Annotated in this window: 20 protein-coding genes; 7 read left to right on the forward strand and 13 right to left on the reverse strand. The window is 63.8% G+C overall.

Going from position 1 to position 17,255, the window contains the following annotated elements; genetic code table 11:
• Positions 1-19: 19 nt before the first annotated feature.
• From BLW48_RS16515 to BLW48_RS16525, 3 genes are all read right to left on the reverse strand, one after another.
• Positions 20-274, reverse strand: a complete 255-nt coding sequence (locus tag BLW48_RS16515; protein ID WP_093055551.1) for a hypothetical protein — start codon at positions 272-274, stop codon at positions 20-22.
• A gap of 134 nt (positions 275-408) precedes the next feature.
• A complete protein-coding gene (locus BLW48_RS16520) occupies positions 409-1,326 on the reverse strand; it encodes a DUF3014 domain-containing protein (RefSeq protein WP_093176307.1) in 918 nt (305 codons plus the stop codon).
• A 125-nt stretch (positions 1,327-1,451) separates the two neighbouring features.
• Positions 1,452-2,567, reverse strand: coding sequence for a DUF2855 family protein (locus BLW48_RS16525; protein WP_093176310.1), 1,116 nt, complete (start codon positions 2,565-2,567; stop codon positions 1,452-1,454).
• Between the two features lie 49 nt (positions 2,568-2,616).
• On the opposite strand from BLW48_RS16525, the gene BLW48_RS16530 reads away from it, so the two are divergent.
• Positions 2,617-3,246, forward strand: a complete 630-nt coding sequence (locus BLW48_RS16530; protein ID WP_093176312.1) for a TetR/AcrR family transcriptional regulator — start codon at positions 2,617-2,619, stop codon at positions 3,244-3,246.
• Here BLW48_RS16530 and BLW48_RS16535 read toward each other — a convergent pair.
• On the reverse strand, positions 3,224-3,898 hold the full coding sequence (locus tag BLW48_RS16535; protein ID WP_093176315.1) for an alpha/beta hydrolase: 675 nt from the start codon (positions 3,896-3,898) through the stop codon (positions 3,224-3,226). The genes BLW48_RS16530 and BLW48_RS16535 overlap by 23 nt on opposite strands.
• A 10-nt stretch (positions 3,899-3,908) precedes the next feature.
• Positions 3,909-4,952: an NAD(P)H-dependent flavin oxidoreductase gene (locus tag BLW48_RS16540; protein ID WP_093176317.1), complete on the reverse strand. Its 1,044-nt coding sequence runs from the start codon at positions 4,950-4,952 to the stop codon at positions 3,909-3,911.
• Between the two features lie 113 nt (positions 4,953-5,065).
• Between BLW48_RS16540 and BLW48_RS16545 the strand changes: the two genes are divergently transcribed.
• Entirely contained in the window at positions 5,066-6,100 is a 1,035-nt protein-coding gene (locus BLW48_RS16545; RefSeq protein ID WP_093176320.1) for a hypothetical protein, read from the forward strand.
• A gap of 31 nt (positions 6,101-6,131) precedes the next feature.
• On the opposite strand, the gene BLW48_RS16550 is transcribed toward BLW48_RS16545, so the two are convergent.
• Positions 6,132-7,433, reverse strand: a complete 1,302-nt coding sequence (locus BLW48_RS16550; RefSeq protein ID WP_093055537.1) for a UDP-N-acetylglucosamine 1-carboxyvinyltransferase — start codon at positions 7,431-7,433, stop codon at positions 6,132-6,134.
• 222 nt (positions 7,434-7,655) lie between these two features.
• On the opposite strand from BLW48_RS16550, the gene BLW48_RS16555 reads away from it, so the two are divergent.
• The gene (locus BLW48_RS16555) at positions 7,656-8,534 is read left to right on the forward strand and encodes an AraC family transcriptional regulator (RefSeq protein WP_093176323.1); all 879 of its coding nucleotides are present in this window, start codon (positions 7,656-7,658) and stop codon (positions 8,532-8,534) included.
• Positions 8,535-8,652: 118 nt separating this feature from the next.
• Positions 8,653-9,066, forward strand: coding sequence for a GFA family protein (locus BLW48_RS16560; RefSeq protein ID WP_093055533.1), 414 nt, complete (start codon positions 8,653-8,655; stop codon positions 9,064-9,066).
• A 29-nt stretch (positions 9,067-9,095) separates the two neighbouring features.
• On the opposite strand, the gene BLW48_RS16565 is transcribed toward BLW48_RS16560, so the two are convergent.
• Positions 9,096-10,001: a LysR family transcriptional regulator gene (locus tag BLW48_RS16565; RefSeq protein WP_093073232.1), complete on the reverse strand. Its 906-nt coding sequence runs from the start codon at positions 9,999-10,001 to the stop codon at positions 9,096-9,098.
• Positions 10,002-10,122: 121 nt separating this feature from the next.
• On the opposite strand from BLW48_RS16565, the gene BLW48_RS16570 reads away from it, so the two are divergent.
• Entirely contained in the window at positions 10,123-11,544 is a 1,422-nt protein-coding gene (locus BLW48_RS16570; RefSeq protein WP_093176325.1) for an aldehyde dehydrogenase family protein, read from the forward strand.
• 15 nt (positions 11,545-11,559) lie between these two features.
• Here the strand turns inward: BLW48_RS16570 and BLW48_RS16575 are convergent, their stop codons facing one another.
• Complete coding sequence (locus BLW48_RS16575; RefSeq protein ID WP_093176328.1) at positions 11,560-11,916, reverse strand: hypothetical protein; 357 nt, start codon at positions 11,914-11,916, stop codon at positions 11,560-11,562.
• Between the two features lie 1,007 nt (positions 11,917-12,923).
• On the opposite strand from BLW48_RS16575, the gene BLW48_RS16580 reads away from it, so the two are divergent.
• Positions 12,924-13,403, forward strand: coding sequence for a hypothetical protein (locus tag BLW48_RS16580; protein ID WP_143047751.1), 480 nt, complete (start codon positions 12,924-12,926; stop codon positions 13,401-13,403).
• Positions 13,404-13,596: 193 nt separating this feature from the next.
• Here BLW48_RS16580 and BLW48_RS16585 read toward each other — a convergent pair whose 3' ends face one another.
• The 5 genes from BLW48_RS16585 to BLW48_RS16605 form a co-directional block, all read right to left on the reverse strand.
• Positions 13,597-13,938: a hypothetical protein gene (locus BLW48_RS16585; protein WP_093176331.1), complete on the reverse strand. Its 342-nt coding sequence runs from the start codon at positions 13,936-13,938 to the stop codon at positions 13,597-13,599.
• A gap of 83 nt (positions 13,939-14,021) precedes the next feature.
• Positions 14,022-14,435 (reverse strand): hypothetical protein, encoded by a 414-nt coding sequence (locus BLW48_RS16590; protein ID WP_093176334.1) that lies wholly within the window; start codon positions 14,433-14,435, stop codon positions 14,022-14,024.
• Positions 14,436-14,600: 165 nt separating this feature from the next.
• Positions 14,601-15,155, reverse strand: coding sequence for a GNAT family N-acetyltransferase (locus tag BLW48_RS16595; RefSeq protein WP_093176337.1), 555 nt, complete (start codon positions 15,153-15,155; stop codon positions 14,601-14,603).
• A gap of 105 nt (positions 15,156-15,260) precedes the next feature.
• On the reverse strand, positions 15,261-15,596 hold the full coding sequence (locus tag BLW48_RS16600; RefSeq protein ID WP_093176340.1) for an SMI1/KNR4 family protein: 336 nt from the start codon (positions 15,594-15,596) through the stop codon (positions 15,261-15,263).
• Between the two features lie 53 nt (positions 15,597-15,649).
• Positions 15,650-16,204, reverse strand: a complete 555-nt coding sequence (locus BLW48_RS16605) for a GNAT family N-acetyltransferase (protein WP_093176343.1) — start codon at positions 16,202-16,204, stop codon at positions 15,650-15,652.
• Between the two features lie 854 nt (positions 16,205-17,058).
• On the opposite strand from BLW48_RS16605, the gene BLW48_RS35620 reads away from it, so the two are divergent.
• On the forward strand, positions 17,059-17,255 hold a 197-nt coding region (locus BLW48_RS35620; RefSeq protein WP_218137507.1), incomplete at its 3' end, for a hypothetical protein.

Raw genomic sequence — 17,255 nt, forward strand, 5'->3', positions numbered from 1 at the left:
CGGCAACCCAGCGGCCCTTTTACGGCGGGGATTCGCGACGATAGGTCGCCCACTTCACGGTCAGGATGTCTGCAGCGATCTTGGCGGCATTGACGCCCGCATAGGCTTCGGACGGATCGAACTGGAATGCCTCCTGGTATCGCTTGACCTGCGCATAGTCCTGGTCGAAGGTCATCGGACCCATGAGTTCGGCAGGATCGGTGCCCGCTGGAAGCGCGAGGAATTTCTCCGAATCGGTTGCACTCTGGTAGAGGTCGACGCTCATCAGGTTCATACGGGTGTCCTCGAGGTTTTGATCTTGAGAACAAAGCCTCAGCGACATCCGTTCAGCACGCAATCGGTCCGCGCCTACACGGCGCGCCGGAGGAATGCTCACGGGCGCTCGTGTAGATCGGGCGCCGTGCGGCGTCAGGGTTGCTTCTTCTTTGCCACGTCGCCCGTGGCGATCTGCTGGCGCAGGCCGCGCAGGCTGGTCTTCACCTTGCGCTCGTTCTCCGGCCCCATGCGCACCATGATCTTCTGGCCGGAAGACAGCGACTCCAGCTTGGGGTCAGCGTATTCATAGCGCACCCACGGCCGGGTCGAGGGCACGTCACCCTTCACCTCGACCAGCCGCACCTCCACCGGCCCCTTGGGCTCGGGCGCCTGCAGCAGATGGTCGATCACGGCAATGAGCCGGTCGTTGAAGTAGCGGCCCGGATAGCCCAGCTCTTCGTACGCCTGCTGGAACAGCGGATAGAGCTTTGCGTACACGGCCGCCGCCTTGGCCGGGTCGACCGACTCGGCCAGCAGCACGATGGCGTTGTAGCGCGCGGCGTTGTTCGCGGCAATCGTCTGTACCTGCCCCTGCTGCCCGTCGGTGATGAAGCGCTGGCCCGTGGGCAGCACCGGCCATGCGCTGGGCGGAGCCTGTTCGCGCGCGAGGTTGTCGACGGTGGTGACGAAGCGGCGCACGATGCCGTCGGGGTGCATGTACGCTGCAACGTTCTTGCCGCCGAACAGTTCGATCAGCGCCTTCGTCACGCGCGCATCGGAATCAGGCAGCTTGGGCAATGCCGCATCGGGCGGAGCCAGTGCATCCATGGGGTTCTGCGGCTCGGCGGACGCTGCCGAGGGCGGCGCCGGTGGTGGCGGTGGTGCGGGCGCGTCATTGGGCGCCGCGGCCACTGGCACGGGTTCTGCCAGCATCTGCTGCTGATACCAGCGCCAGCCAAGGTAGGCAGTCCCGAGCAGCACCAGCACGAAGGCGACGATGGCGCCTATGGGCATTTCGCGGCGGGGTCTGAACTCAGGGGCGTCGCGCGTGTCGCTGTCGGGCTCGGGCATGAGGTGGGTTTCCTTGTGCGGGAATGTCGGGGAAGCGAACGGCTATGGTGCACCAATTCGGGCTGCGCACCAGCCCCGTCGTCGTAACGCCCTGTGACGCACCCGCCGCGCGGAAGTTCACACGCTCAGCCCGCGAGCCGCACCACGTGCGCCTGCCGCGGATCTACCCTGCCCGCGTGCAGGTCGGCGATCACGGCTTGCGCATGCGCGAAGCCCTCGCCTTGTGCCAGCGTCATCCATCGATTGCCGGGCCTGCTCAGCTCGGCGATGAAGCTGCCTTGCGCCTCGTTGAAGCGCCAGTTGACCTCTTGCGGGCCCCAGTCGGCATTGCGCTTGCGGATCTGCACGGGGGCGAAGTAGAGCTTGGGCGTCGGGCCGGGCAGCGAGGTTGTGTCACCGAGAAATTCCGTCTTCTGCGCAGAGCCCGCATAGCAGTCGTACACCAGCGCTTCGCCGAAGTGGTGATGAATGGTGGCGCGCAGGTCGTCGTTGCCCGAGAAGTCGACGTACAGCGTGGGCACATCAGCCGGCAGCGCCGTCACTTCTTCATAGCTCAGCGTGCGGTCGTAGCAGCCCAGGCTCTCCACGAAAGCGCGATTGGCGTTGGACGTGGCCGCAATCAGCGCCAGCCCTTCGCGCTGTCGCAGGCAAAAGGCCGTGCCGAATGCGGTCTTGCTCGACGCGCTCGACACCACAACCTGCTTCGCGCCGAAGAAAGCGTTGTCTTCCAGGAAGTCGGCCAGCATGAACGAGGTGATGAACAGCGGGCGCACCAGCATCTGGTAGTCCTCCAGCGCGGCGACGTAGCCCGCGTCGTTGCTGCAGCGCATGTACTGGTTGTAGGCCGACACCAGCTCGCTGCGGTGCGGCGCGCCGTCGTAGAAGCCGCGCGGCGTTACGCGCACTGGCTGCATGCGCAGGTGGCTCGCTATGGGAAAGTAGCCGTAGAAGCGCTCGCCCACCGCCACGCCCTCCACATTCGAGGCGGCCACATCGGCAAAGCCCCAGGCCGGCATGTGACCCCAATCAGCGTCGCCAGTCGGAAAGAACTGCCAGTACTTCATGACCGCGTCGCCGAAGGCCGCGTAGGTGATGTTGTTGGTGGTCAGCGAGAAGCGGCCGATCTTCAGCAGCACCTCGCCGGGCTGCAGCTCGCCGGTGTCCTGCGCGGTCACGACACGGGTAGTGCCGAGGGCGTTCTTGCGCGTTTCGAGGCGGGTTAAAGTGAATACGTTGTTCATTCGCAAACTGTATGGCGGCCCGTCTCCCGGCGGGTTCGGAAAACCGTCGATGCCGGACGCACCCCGCTCCAAGCCCCTGAAACGCCCCACGCAGGCACGCAGCAAGTTCACCGTGCAGGCGATCTACGACGCCTTTGTTCGGATTTGGTCCGCGCACGGCTGGGAGGGCGTGACCACGCGCGCAGTGGCGCTGGAAACCGGCATCGCGGTCGGCACGCTCTACGACTACTTCCCCGACAAGGAAGCCCTGCTCTCGGGCTATGTGCGCCACTGCATCGAGGCGCTACTCGCGCGGCTCGATGCGGAAGTGATCGCGCCTTCGGATATCGACTGGCCAACGCGCGTGCAGCGCCTCGTGCGCATCACCTGCGACACGCGGCTCGAAGGGCTGCCGGCTTTCGACCACGAGATGCTGATGCTCGAACACCGCGTGGCGGAGCCCAAGCACCACCGCCGCGTGTACGAGGAACTGGCTGACAGGTGGCTCAAGGCCTTTGCCGCTTGCACGGACCTACAGCCGCAGCCCTCGCCCGCCACCATCCATGCGCTGCTGACCGCCGCATGGGGCGGCCGACGCTATCGCCTGCTGGTGCAGCCCGAAGCGGACAACGACGAATGGGTGGCCGAGATGGAAGCGATGGTCATGGTGCGCTTGTCTACGAACTTGTCGGCGCGCTGAGCGATTGCAGCCACGCCAGGGTGGCCTGCAACTCGGCCGGACGGATCTCGTGCGCACCCGGAAAGTCCGCCCCCGACAGCGCCACCGGCAACGTACGTGCGAACTCGCGCGTGGCCTGCGCAGCGCTCGGCGGAATTACGTTGTCGGCGCTGCCATGGCTCACCCACAACGCCTTGCCCTCGAAGGCCTCCGGCGCCGCGACGTGCGGCAGCACCTGCGACAGCAGCCGGCTGTGCCACACCATCGCGGCGCGCACGCTCTCAGGCTTGGTCAGCAGCAGCGACAGCGCCATGATGCCGCCCTGGCTGAAGCCGCCAACCACCACGCGTTCTGGCGGCACGCCGAGTTGCTTGCCAGCCGAGGCGATCATCTCGCCGACCAGGAAGCGGCTCTCGCGCTCCTGCTCTTCGTCGATCCGGCGTTCACCGCCGGGCAGCACCTGGAACTCGAACCACGCGTAGGCGTCGGGCGACAGCACATAGGGCGCGCGCAGGCTCAGCACGTTGAACTGCGGCGGCATCATGCGCGCCAGGCCGAACAGGTCTTGCTCGTTGCTGCCCACGCCGTGCATCAGCACCAGCAGCCAGGGTTCGCGAACATCGGGTTGCGCGCCATGCGCGAGAAACTTCAGGGGCAGATGCAGTTGGGTCATGGTTTGAAGCTCAATGAAATCCTTGTGCCAGCTCACGCGTGACCTCGGCCGCAGGCAGCTCGCGGCAGCCGGTGGCGTTCTGCCCCGACCACAGCGGAGAGAAGTCGCCGTTGCCCTGCGCCTCGGCCTTGGCACGCAAGGGTGCGATTCCCGATGTGGCCAGCGGAAACTCCGGAGCGGCTGCGCCGATGGGCCCCAGCTCGCGCATCACGCGGTTCACGATGCCGCGCGCTGGCCGGCCGGTAAAGAGATTGGTCAGCGCCGTATGCCGCGCGGCCCTGCTCTTGAGCGCCTCGCGATGGAGCGCGCTGGTGGTCGCCTCGGGCGTCAGCAGGTAGGCCGTGCCAATCTGCACGCCCGCCGCGCCCATCGCCATGGCCGCGACCACACCGGCTGCATCGGCAATGCCACCGGCCGCGATCACCGGCACCTTCACGGCGTGCACCAGCTGCGGCAACAGCGCGAAAGTGCCGAGCTGCCGCGTCAGGTCGTGCGACAGGAAATGACCGCGATGCCCACCGGCCTCCAGCCCTTGCGCGATGACCGCATCCACGCCGCGCGCTTCGAGCCACTGCGCCTCTTCGACCGTGGTGGCCGATGCCAGCACCTTCGCACCCCAACCGTGCACCTGCGCCATCAGCGCTTCGGACGGCAGCCCGAAATGAAAGCTCACCACCGGCGGGCGGAATTCGGCCAGCAAATCGGCCACTTCCGCGCTGAAAGGGTTGCGCCCCGGGCCGGTGGGAATGTTCGCCGCGTCGATGCCGAACTCCGCGTAATACGGCGCCAGCGCGGCACGCCAGGTCGCTTCGCGCTCGGCGCTCGGCACCGGCGGGGTGTGGCAGAAGAAATTGACGTTGTAGGGCTTGCTGGTGCCCGCGCGGATGGCGGCCAGCTCGCTGCGCATGACGTCGGGGCTCAGCATGGCACCTGGCAGCGAGCCCAGGCCACCGGCATTGCTGACGGCAATGGCCAGCGCGCTGCCCTGCACGCCGGCCATGGGAGCCTGAATGAGCGGAAGGTCCGTTCCGATGAGTTGTTGCAGCGTGGTCATTTGGAGCGCTCCTTGTTCGTGTGTCGCCGGGTGCCGGCCATTCTCCCGCCAAGCCGGAGGTTGCGGCGGCGGCGGGGTCATCATCGCCAAATGGCTTCGGCACAATCGCGCGCATGCCCATCCTGAACCCGACGCGGCCCGCTCACTCCCGGCCGCTGCAGCGCAGCATTGCTGCTGCCATTGCCACCGCCAGCCTCGTCATGCTCGGCGGCTGCCCGCAGAAAGAAGAAGCCCCCGCTACCACCGCCGACGCGCAGCCGGACAAAGCCGCAGTGGCCGTGGCAACCGCCGAGGCCGTTGCCCCCGCGGCACCGCCAGCATCACCTGCACCACCAGTGCCTCGCCCCACCGCATCGGCCACGCTCAAGCGAGCCGAACTCATGGCGCTGGTGTTCCCCGACTCCCAGGACCCGGGCGCCTCGCCCCGACAGCCCGACACCGTCTCGCTGCCCGAGAGGGCCAACGAGGGCAAGACAGTGCCCGGCAGCGAGGCCGATCAACAGGCTCAGGTGTCGCCGCGCGAGGTGGTGCGGCTGGACGATACGCACGCCGTCATGCTGACCGAGACCGTGCCGCTCGACGACCGGGGCGAGCCGATGAACGGCCACGTGAACGGCGCATGGCTCGGTGCCTACTTCTTCGAGCAGAGCGCCGAGGGCTGGAAGCTCGCGAGCCGCAGCGACGCTGTCGACTACCTCGGCTTCATGGGCAACCTCGGCACCACCAAGGTCGAGCGCATCGCACCCCAGCGCTTTGCGCTGACCATTGCCCACGGCAGTTGCTGGCAGGGCTACTGTGGGCAGTGGCTGTCGGTGTATGGGCTCGAAGCGGGCAAGGTGCGCGTGCTGGCAAGGGGCATTGCGCTGTCGGCCACCAATGAAGGCGCCGACGAGTCCTGCGAGAAAGCGCCCAGGCCCGGCAAGTCGGAAGAGCCGCCACGCGGCGCGTGCTTCGACATCAGCGGCACGCCGAGCTTTACGCTGGGCACCGACGAAGCGCCGGGCGAAATGCGCATCGCGTTCAAGGGCGAACGAACGAGCGGCACCAAAAACCGCCGCGTGCTCACCATCGACAGCACGCTGGTCTATGCCTGGCGCAACGGCGCCTATGTGCTGACCGAAGGGCGCAACCCCGTTCCGTCGTTCTGACGGGCGGGCGCTGCGGCACCAACCCCGCCGGTTATTCCTCGCTCGTCCACTCAACCTGCACGCCCAGGCTGCGCAGGTTCTCCACGAAGCGCGGATGCGCCCGGCGGATCGGCGCGGCGTTGCGGATCTCCGACTTGCCTTCGATGCTCGCTGCCACCATGAACAGCGCGATCGCCACGCGAATGATGTAGGGGCTCTCGACCACCGCGGGCGTCAGTGGATTGCCGCCGAAGGTAATGAGCCGGTGCGGGTCAGACGAGAACACGTGCGCGCCGAACTTCGAGAGCTCGCCCGTCCAGCCCAGCGCCCCGTCGTACACCTTGTTCCAGAACATCGCATTGCCCTGGGCGCGCACGCCCAGCGCGATGAAGATCGGCAGCAGGTCCACCGGAAAGTACGGCCACGGCGCCGCCTCGACCTTGGTGAGCACATTGCTCGTGAAAGGCGTTTGCACCTTCAGCGGACCAGTGCGGATGGCACGCGACCAGCCGTCCGCATGCTCGATCTGCACGCCGAACTTGGCGAAGGTGCGGTCGAGCAGCGGAAAGTTTTCGGGGGCGCTGTTCCGCACGACCACGTCGCCGCCGGTGATGGCGCCCAGCGCCAGGAAGGTCGTGATCTCGTGGAAGTCTTCGTCGAAGCGAAACTCGCCGCCCTTGAGCGCGCCGTTGCCATGCACCGTGAGCCGCGAGGTGCCCATGCCCTCGATGCGCACGCCGATCATGGCCATGAAGCGGCAGAACTCCTGCACGTGCGGCTCCGACGCTGCATTGGTCAGCGTCGAGGTGCCGCCCGCGGCGGCCGCGCACAGCACGAAGTTCTCGGTGGTGGTGACCGACGCGTAGTCGAGCCAGTGGTCGGTAGGCGTGAGCCGGCCTTTGCTGCGCACCAGCAGCGAGCCCTCGGTGCGCTCGACCTCGCCGCCGAAGCGCTGGAACACCTCCACGTGCGGATCGATCTCGCGCACGCCCAGCGTGCAGCCCTTCACGTTGTCTTCAAGCCGCGCAACACCGAAGCGCGCCAGTAGCGGCGGCACCAACATGATCGACGAGCGCATCTCCTCGGGCAGCCGGTGCAGCGATGCGTCGAAGGTGGTTTCGCGGTGATGCAGCTCGAGCGTGCCGGTCTCGTGGTCCATGTGCACGTCACTGCCGAGGGTGCGGAAGATGTCGAGGATCTTGCGCACGTCGGTGATGTCGGGCACGCCGTGCAGGCGCAGCGGCTCCCAGGTGAGCAAAGTGGCACAGAGCACCGGAAGCACGGCGTTCTTGTTGGCGGAGGGGGTAATGCGGCCACGCAGCGGCGTACCGCCGTGCACGATGAGGTTGGACATGAAGAAGAAGAAACAGAAACGGGGGAGCGGGAGGCGGCGGGAAAAGGGTCGGAAACAGTCCGAAACCGGAGACGGGCACTTTACCGTCTGAAACCCGCATGTACGGGGCCGAAGTTGTAAGAACTTCAAAGCAGAAGCCACTGAGTTGGCAATTCTTTCGCATTACTGCACGCCAGCAAGTTCGGTCAGGACAGCCGGTTTGCGGTACTTCATGATCGCCGCATGGACAACCCGATGCCCCGCGAGCCCGACATATTCGTCCCCCTCATGGCCTGGATCGAGGAGCGGCTCGACGACCACCTCACGCTCGAACTGATCGCGCAACGCGCGGGCTTTTCGGCGTACCACTTCTCCCGGATGTTCACCGCCCGCATGGGCCGCAGTGTCATGGCGCATGTGCGCGGGCGTCGACTCGTGCGCAGTGCCCGCAGGCTCTGCAGCGAGCCCGACGTGAAGCTCATCGATCTGGCCCTGGATTGCGGCTTCGAATCGCAGGAGGCTTTCACGCGCGCATTCAAGCGCCTCTTCGGCGCGTCACCCGGCCGCTTTCGTTCCGGCTTCTCTCCTACCCCCATCGAAGGACAGTTTCCAATGAATTCCCCCAGCAGCACCCCCACGGCAGTGGCCCGATTGCCCGAATTGACCAGGCTCGAGGCGTTCCGCGTCGCGGGCCCATCCCGGCGCTTCGACGACGCGACGAAGTCCGACATTCCCCAACTGTGGTCTGCGCTTGTCGGTGCCTTGCCGCTGAAGGGCCAGGCCCCGAGCTGGGCGACGTACGGCGTGGTCTGGAGCGTGGACCAGGAGGCCGGGAGCTTCATGTACATGGCAGGCGTGGGCGTGGAAACCGATGGCGACCTCCCCAAGGGCTTCGAAGTGAAGGAGATTCCGGCGGCAACCTACGTCGTTTTTCGCATCGCCCTGAACGGGTCCGCGCTGCACCCGCAAGTCAAGAGCGCCATGGCGATCATCTGGGGCGAGTTGATTCCCGCCTCCGGCTTGCGGGTCGTCGACAGTCCCGACTTCGAGATGTACGACGGCCATTTCGCGCCCGACCAGCCAGGGGCCGTGATCGACTTCTACGTGCCCGTGGAAGCCTGAGCTCCCGGGCGGTGCCCACTCACGACGAACTTGTTACTCCCCCGCCGCGCCCTTGCTCGCCTAAATTGGTTGCACCCAGCCAGCCCCGCTGGAAAACAACCTCGAAAGGACAAGACAAATGAGCCACGCCTACACCGGCGGCTGCGCGTGCGGCGCAATCCGCTACGAGATCTCGGCCGAGCCCATCTTCCAGAACGAATGCCAGTGCCGCGACTGCCAACGCAAGAGCGGCACCGGCCACGGCTCGTACCTCACCTTTCCACGCGCCGGCGTGAAGCACAGCGGCAATGCCACGCTGTGGGACATGGTCGGCGACAGCGGCAACGTCAAGACCCGGGGGTTCTGCCCGAACTGCGGCTCGCCCGTGTACCTGACCTTTGCGGCGATGCCCGACGTCTTCACCGTGCACGCGGCAAGCCTCGACGACCCCGGCCGGTACAAGCCGCAGGCGGTTACGTACACCGTGCGTGGGCACGGCTGGGACTTTCTCGACCCGGCACTGCCCAAGTTCGACAAGATGCCGCCGATGTAAGCGGCCCCGCCCGCTCGCTCAGGGTTCTGCTACCGGCCCGGCAACTCGATCACCTCGCGCACCAGGTCGATGAAGGCCCTCAGCCCTGCCGGCACGTTGCGCCGGCTCGGGTAGTACAGGCAGATGCCCGGGTAGCTTGGCGACCACTCTTCCAGCAGCGGCACCAGCCGGCCGCTGGCCAGGTCTTCTGCGACGTGGAACATTCCCATGTAGGCAATGCCCACGCCTGCGCGCGCCGCCTCCAGCATCAGCAGGGGCTCGTCGAGCGTGATGGGGCCGGGCACGTCGAGCGTCATCGCCTCGCCGTGGCGCGCGAACTCCCAGCGGTAAACGATGCCGCTCGAAAAGCGCCAGCGCACGCAGCGGTGCGCCATCAGGTCGTCGGGCACCTGGGGCGCGGGGTGCTTCTGCAGATATTGCGGCGATGCGACCACCACCATGCGCTGCTCGCCGCTCATGGGCACGGCCACCATGTCGCGCGGCACGGCCTCGGCCAGGCGGATGCCGGCGTCGAAGCCCTCGGCCACGATGTCGATCATCCGGCGCTCGGTCACGATGTCTACCTTCATGTCGGGGTAGCGGCGCAGGTACTCCAGCACCACCGGTGCGAAGATCATCTGCGCCGCACCGACCGAACTGTTGAGCCGCAGGGTGCCGGTGGGCGTGTCGCGCAGCTCGTTGGTCGCCTCCATGGCGCCGCGAATGTCGGCCAGCGCCGGCGCGATACGCGCGATGAACTGCTCGCCCGCCTCGGTAGTGGACACGCTGCGCGTGGTGCGGTTGAACAGGCGCACGCCCAGCCGCGCCTCCAGCCCCGCCACCGTGGCGCTGAGGGCCGAGCGCGACATGCCCATATCGACCGCCGCCGCCCTGAAACCGCCGTGCCGGGCCACCGCCAGCACCGCCTCCAGCTCTATCAATCCGCTGCTGTGCATGGTCGATTGTCCCGATTACCTGAATGACGCATGGTGATTTGGCCGGCTTCTCAAGTCAATGCTCGCGCCCTAAATTTGATTCAAGCCGGTTTTCCGCTCCGGCGAATCCAAGGAACACACCATGCGCAACATCGACCAGATCTACATCGACGGCGCCTTCGTCACCCCCCACGGGCGCGAACAGGCCGAGCTCATCAACCCATCCACCGAGGCCGTCATCGGCCACGTCACCCTGGGTGACCGCGAAGACACGCTGCGAGCGATTGCCGCCGCCAAGCGCGCCTGGCCCGCCTACGCGCGCACCACCAAGGCCGAACGCATCGCGCTGCTTCACCGCCTGCATGCCGCGGTGCTGGCCCGCGCCGACGATATCAATGCCGCCACCACCGAGGAGTACGGCGGCCCCGTGTCCCGCGCCGGCTGGGTCGCACGGTATGCGGCAGAGGCCTTCCTGCTCGCGGCGAGGACGCTGGAGCAATACCCCCTCACCCGCCAGATCGGCAGCGCACAGGTCGTGATGGAGCCGGTCGGCGTGGCCGGCCTCATCACGCCCTGGAATTCCAACGCCGGCTTCATCTGCAACAAGCTGGCGACCGCGCTGGCCGCCGGCTGCACCGTGGTCATCAAGCCCAGCGAGATGAGCGCCATCCAGACCCAGGTGGTCACCGAGGCGCTGCACGCCGCGGGCCTGCCGCCGGGGCTCTTCAACATCGTCAACGGCCGGGGCGACGTGGTGGGCGCGGAGCTGAGCAGCCACCCCGACATCGCCAAGATTTCTTTCACCGGCAGCACCGCAGTGGGCAAGGCCATCCAGCGCGCCGGAGCCGACACCCTGAAGCGCGTGACGCTGGAGCTCGGCGGCAAGTCGCCCACCGTGGTGCTCGACGACGCCGACTTCGCCACCGCCATTCCCCTTGCAGTGACGGCCGGCTTCCAGAACAGCGGCCAGGCCTGCCTGGCCGGCACCCGCATCCTGGTGCCCGAACACCGGCTGGACGAGGCCATCGCGCTGGCCCGGACGGCAGTCGAGGCCGCGAAGGTCGGCGACCCACGCGACGCCGCGACCGAGATCGGCCCCATGGTCAGCCGCAAGCAGTGGGAGCGGGTGCAGGGCTACATCCGCAAGGGAACGGAAGAAGGCGCGCGACTCATTGCCGGTGGCGAGGGCCGCCCGGCAGGCCTCGATGCCGGCTTCTACGTGCGCCCCACCCTGTTCGCCGGGGTACGCAACGACATGGTCATCGCGCGTGAAGAAATCTTCGGGCCCGTGCTCTGCCTCATTACCTACCGCGACGAGGAAGACGCCATCGCAATCGCCAACGACACGGTCTACGGCCTGCAGGCGGTGGTGCTGTCGGGCAGCGACGAACACGCCCTCGCCGTGGGCTCCCGCCTGCAGGCGGGCCGGGTGCTGATCAACGGCCTGCACCACGAGCCCCTGGCGCCCTTCGGCGGCTTCAAGCAATCGGGCATCGGCCGCGAGTTCGGCACCTTCGGGCTGGAGGCGTATCTGGAGCCCAAGTCGGTGATACGGGCGGCCTGAACTCGAAGGCCTTCCCTACCCCGTCAGTGCCTCGCACTGGACTTCGATACGGGCGTGAAGCAGCCCCAGCGTTGCCGAGAGAAGCCGCTGCAGCGAGCCGCGCTGGCATGCGTCGAAGAGCGGCGCGGGGTCTGCGTCGGACGAAGCGGCATCGTGCCGGTCTTCGTCCCAGGTGAGTAGCTGAACCAACGTTTGCGCGCCCTGCACTACGTCGCGGGCGTCGTTCAGGAATGCGGCCTGGCTTTGCTGGGAAGAATCGTTGAGCCGGTCGCCCTGGACCCATTCGAAGGGTTTGAACTGGGCGGTGGGACGATAGAGCGCACAAGCACAACGGGCGTTGGTGCTTGCGTCGTTTGAAGAAGCGTTGGCCATGAGTGGGCCTCCCAAGGATGTCGATTTGCAGAAACCGACGCCCTCGCTTCCAAACGAGGGCGGCAGCTCGAACGGGTTGGAAGACCGGGACATCCTTGCGGAAACCGGCAGGGCGCGAGCCCTCCCGTTCGAGCCGCCTAAAAAATAGGCGCAAACGAGAAAGCCGCAGACCATGTGCGGTGACTGCGGCTTTCGTCGCAGGATGTCAGCGGGCTTCCAAACCCGACCTCGCTTATCGCGGGGCGGGGGCAATGTAAGCGGTGTTGATAGAGCCCGTCAAGCTGGGGTGGCCAAGGTCATTGCGCTGACGCCACCAAGCGAATCGATGAGCTGCGTATTGACCGAGACCAAGCACTGATCGCGACGGTGGTGTATCCGGCTGCGGTCGAGCCTATGCGGTCAGTTGTACGGGGCCATCATCGGCATTGGCAAGTCTTGGGGCCGTTCTAAGCTCCCGTCGCAGCGTGTTCTGGAGAAACCAATGCGCCGTCTCGCCAGCCTCGCGCCGTGCAGGTAGCTCGGCAAATCTCGCCGCCCATTACGCCACTGGAGTTTCCACTCCTGCCAAATCCAAACAACGGTCCTACCAAAGCAAAGGCAACGAAAACGGCGAGTGCAATCAGGCCTGAGCGCAGCTTCCGACTTGGCTTTGCTTTCGAAGATCGTTGGGAACTTGTCATGACGCAATCCTAGAGACTGAGATCTGAAGGAGGCTTGGCCTGGTCCGAATGAATGGAGCGTTGATGAAGAGCACTCTCCGAGTGAAAGCCGAAAGTCTGCTTGCGGCAAGGCCGAACGTCGGCATGGGGCCCAAAGCCGTCATCGAGTGCGCTAGAAAGCGGTCATCCGACAGATTCGCTGTGACCCTTTGGTACCCACGCAACCGACCAGTCGCGTCGCCGAACTGCTGCCGCATCGGTGGGCGTCATCGGCAGCCTGATCTGCGACTGCAGTCAAGACGGGATCACCGCGCGCTTGTCGACCTCGCAATGGCTACATACTTGCGTATGCCAATCGACATTGACATTGAAGCACCCGCCGATCGCAAACGTGCGCTGCGCGCAATCGCTCCTGAGGATGCGTCAAGCCATCACTCTTTGCTGCGCCGCATGTTCACAGCTGAGGTCGAGTTCCGCCGTCGACTCGCGCACGATGATCTTGGAGACGACGACTGGGATCCCGCGTGGGGCGAGGACGACAACTACTTCGAGAACGTGTACTGGTGCGCCTGGCTACTGTTCTTGGTTGGCGACCCCGCCGATGTCCCGGCCATGTGGCATGCAAAGTACAAGGTCGATTTCGATTTGCAGTGCTGCTTCGACATTGAAAGCATGCTCGGCGGCGGTCCTATACGAACTGTTGCTTGGCTTCGCGAACAGGGAATGCTTGACATTGCTGACGGACTCGCCCAATGGTGCAGGGACGACTGCAGGGAGCAGCTCGCACGCTGGTCTGCCGATCGCCGTCATTACTTCCTCGGCAACTGAGTGTTGGAATGCTGCCATTTTGAGTGGCTAGCCATCTGCGCGCTTCGGTCCTAAGTCTGAGACCGCCGTCAACATGAGTTGCCAGGACGCTTACTCACTTACTTCAAGAACTAGTTTCCTGGGCTCCATCAACTTCCTCAAATGACCGGCTGGCTTTGGCCGAACGCAGGCCGTCGATAGATAGTGAGCGTCGCTACGGGTTCAGGCGGTCAAGCAGGGCCTGTACCTTGGCCATGTCCCCAGCGAAACCAGCGTTTGCAAGAACGTCCATAAGAGTCCGCAGATAGATGCTCTGTGGAACTAAGACGTCATCCTGTCCGTAGCTGTAGACCCGCAAAAAGCCCTCAGGAATCTGAGTTCCCTCGACGAGACGCTCATACTCATCAAGATCTTCAGGGTACTGAATGCCTCCGCTGTCGGAGCCATATCCGTGACCACGCTCGGCAAAATCCGCAAGGTCTGATAGCCGCGACCACTCTAGGATGATTTCCCGGCATAGGTCCGTCAGGTTAGAGCCAAGAGGGGGATTGTTCATGGACGTGATCCCTGTTTTGCTGTTAGCAGAATTTAGCAGGCTCGCTTGGATGGCAGCTTCTGGCCGACTGCGGCTGACGTGCTCTACAGCGACATGAACAAGAGCAAGCTCTTGTTCTCACCCGTCGCCTGCCGCGCAAATCCCCTGACCGCTTCCACGACCGGTTCAATTGCAGGACCGCTCGCGCCCATCCGTGCAATTTCATCATGCGTGGCCCATGCCGCTGCCACATCCTTGATGCCTGCCGGCTGCAGTGCGCATAGCCTACGCACAAAGTCCTGCGGAAACTCAAAGACCCATTGCTCCGGCGTGTGAGCAAGCAAGTGCTTCTCACCTTCAAAATCCACTGCCTCGGCGGTCGCCCCTAGGGCGGCCCAAAGTCCGGCCAGTGCGACGTTGTCCAACGAATTGAACTGCAATCGGGGCCAGCTGCCTGGTGTGGTGGAGAGGATTTGAGGTGCGTCGTCGGTCGAGGCAATCAGGATGTCCGTAAGCATGCTTGATGGGTTATTCGGTTGAAGCCGCCAGGCTGACTGTAGCTTCTGCCGAAGCGCCCAAAAGGAGCCGGCGTCTCAAAACTGGAGGGCCACGACTAACGTCCGGTGTTGGCCGGATCCCGTCACTTCCGGATCTGGCCGACTGCTGCCGGTCTCTGGCTCGCCTCATAAGGACCGAATGGTCGTCCACTCTGAGCGAAGCAGTGAGAAGCAGCGTACATCGTGAAACTTCCCTTTCCAAAAGCCGGATTGGCGAAGAGTGCCTTCTTCTTGGAAGCCCAGCCGCTTTAGTGTGGCGACCGAACGCAAGCTATCCAAGTCTGTGGTGGCCTGAATGCGATTCAACCCATACTGAGCAAAGCCATAAGTCAAGATTGCGCGCAAGGCTTCGACCATGATCCCTTTTCCCCATTGCGTACGAGAAAGGTCGTAGCCTAGGACTGCGGAGGAATAGGCTTCAATCTTCCCGAAATATCCAGCAGTGCCAACCAACGTGCCGGAGTCGCGTAACGCGATGCCCCAACGAATGCCCCGCTTGCTTTCAAAGAGCTTCTGATGGCGATCGAGAATTTCTTCGGCTTGCGATCCATCCTGAAGTGCCTCGATGTCATAGAACTCGACAACGGCAGGGTCGGAAAATATGCTGAAGATGCTGGCCGCATCGGCCTGGCTCGTTTGCCGCAGGATCAATCGATCCGTCGTTAGTGTAGGGAAGGGCATGTGGTGCCTACTGAGCAGCGTAAATGGGAAAGGCCCCTTGATCGAGGAGTCTCTTCAGCGGCCATCGGCAAATGACCGTTGTTGGCCGTATGCAGCGTTCAAGGGTCACTTGCCCGACGACACTGCCCACTGAAAACCCCGCGTAAACTCGAGAAAGTCGTCAGCCACCCTGATTGCTGCTTCTGGCTCCATGCCAATCATCGGAAGCATGAAGACAGCGCCAACCGCGTCGAAGGCATAAATTTCACCACCGCCGTTCCCGGCGAAGGCCACGAAACCCGGCGCATACACGTCCATGTCCATCTCTGAATTGGCGGTGGCGACCTCATCTTCGCCCCAGAGGATCACGTAGTGTTCCTCACCCGACAAGACAGCGAAGCCCTCAAATAGACCGTTCGTGTCGATGAAAGCGCGGTGGACAGCGGGCAGCTGGATGGTCATTGGGAATGTCTGGTTATGGCCGCATTCTGTCCTACGCGTCGCAGCCCCTACGTTCAGCTAGGACGCTCTAGAAAGTACCGCTCGGAAGTGGATTGAACAACTTCAAAACCCAGCCGCTCATACAACCGGCGAGCAGGGTTCGAGGTGAGCACACGAAGTCGGACCGGAACATTTTCCAGCATTGCCATTCCGATGATGTGCGTCACGACGAACGTTCCTATGCCCTGGCCTTGGCTTCCTGGCTCGACGTAAAGGTCTTCAATCTGATAGTGCGTATCAAAACGCTCGAACGCGACTGCCCCGACACGCTCGCCTCGAACGAGGAGCATAAAAAACGCGCCTTCCTGCGCTCTTTCGGTTAGATGCGCCCGAACGGCCGCTTCGTTCCAAGCGCCCCAAACTTGCTCGACGTACCCGCGCATGGTCGCTTGGCAGAGGTCGAAAAGATAGCCGGCTTCCTCAGGCATAAGACGCCGGAGGGATGGAACGGTTGTGCTCATGTCATAGGAGTCTGGTCGTGCGATTTCTGTCGATGCTGCGAAGGTCAGCTGTTGGCCGAATGTAGCTGGACGGATCATCGATGCAAAGGGCCTGTAGCGGAAGTTCATTTCCCTCGGAACCGGTCATTCAATCCGACTGCGATGTCTCATACGCCGCTGGGGCAACCTCCCAGAGCGTTGCCCCTCCCCAGGCGCGAGTAGTGAGGAGCCCAATCAAATCCCCTTCGCCGTCAAAAACGCGAATGTTGGCTGGACTGTAGACACCCGGGCCGGGACCGTTGTATGAACCGAAATAAAGATAGACCGCTTCGACTACGCCAAAGTCGCATTCCGCATGCTTAAGCAATGGTTGTTTAACATCCAGAAGTTGGTAGCTGATACCACCGCAACATAGAGCACGAGACGGATGGGCGCGCCCTAAACGCCATCTCAGATACGCAGCGATCCGATTGATCGCTTCAGGCAAGTCATAGTTCGATGTCCCCTCTGGGTACTCCACATTTTTCCCAGCACGAACAGCTCCATACGCATCTTCGAAATTACGCAGAGGTTGAATATTTTCAACAACACAGAGCTTGTCGCACGTCTTGCACCACCCTGGCCGCACTGGAATTGGGAGTACGTCTGCGTCTAGCAATTGATGCCCGAGTGGAGCAGTGCCGCAGTAGTAGACGGAACGCTGAAACTCGAACCCAAATCGCTTCCCACACCCTGTACAGGCGTAGTGGTTTGGCAACTCATACATATTGATTTCTCCTCAGAGCGTGTCTCACCCACAGGTCAGAACGTCCGCTATCCTGCAATTTCCGAGGTGTTGTCGACCGACCGCTTCTGGCCGAATGCCGCATTTCCTACGGCGGTTTTGCCCGCCTTGCGGCACGATTTCTAGCTTCTTCCACTACTGCGGGCTTTACAAGGTCATCTGGGACAAAACCCACACCACATCGTGTGCAGTAGCAACCTTGAACGAATTGCTGAAGCGGGGCAGGCAGCAGGGCTTCAGGAAGACACTCGTCAGACGCGAGCTGGTCTGGCCTGCGGGCGCCAGCGCGTTCTTCAAGCGAGCTTTGCTTTCCGAGCATGAGCATTTTGGGCACCACGTCAGCGTCGCTTCCACATTTGGGACAGCAACGATATTTGAGCTTCTTGAAGAGTCCTT

Source organism: Variovorax sp. YR266 (assembly GCF_900107295.1).
Lineage (GTDB): Bacteria > Pseudomonadota > Gammaproteobacteria > Burkholderiales > Burkholderiaceae_C > Variovorax.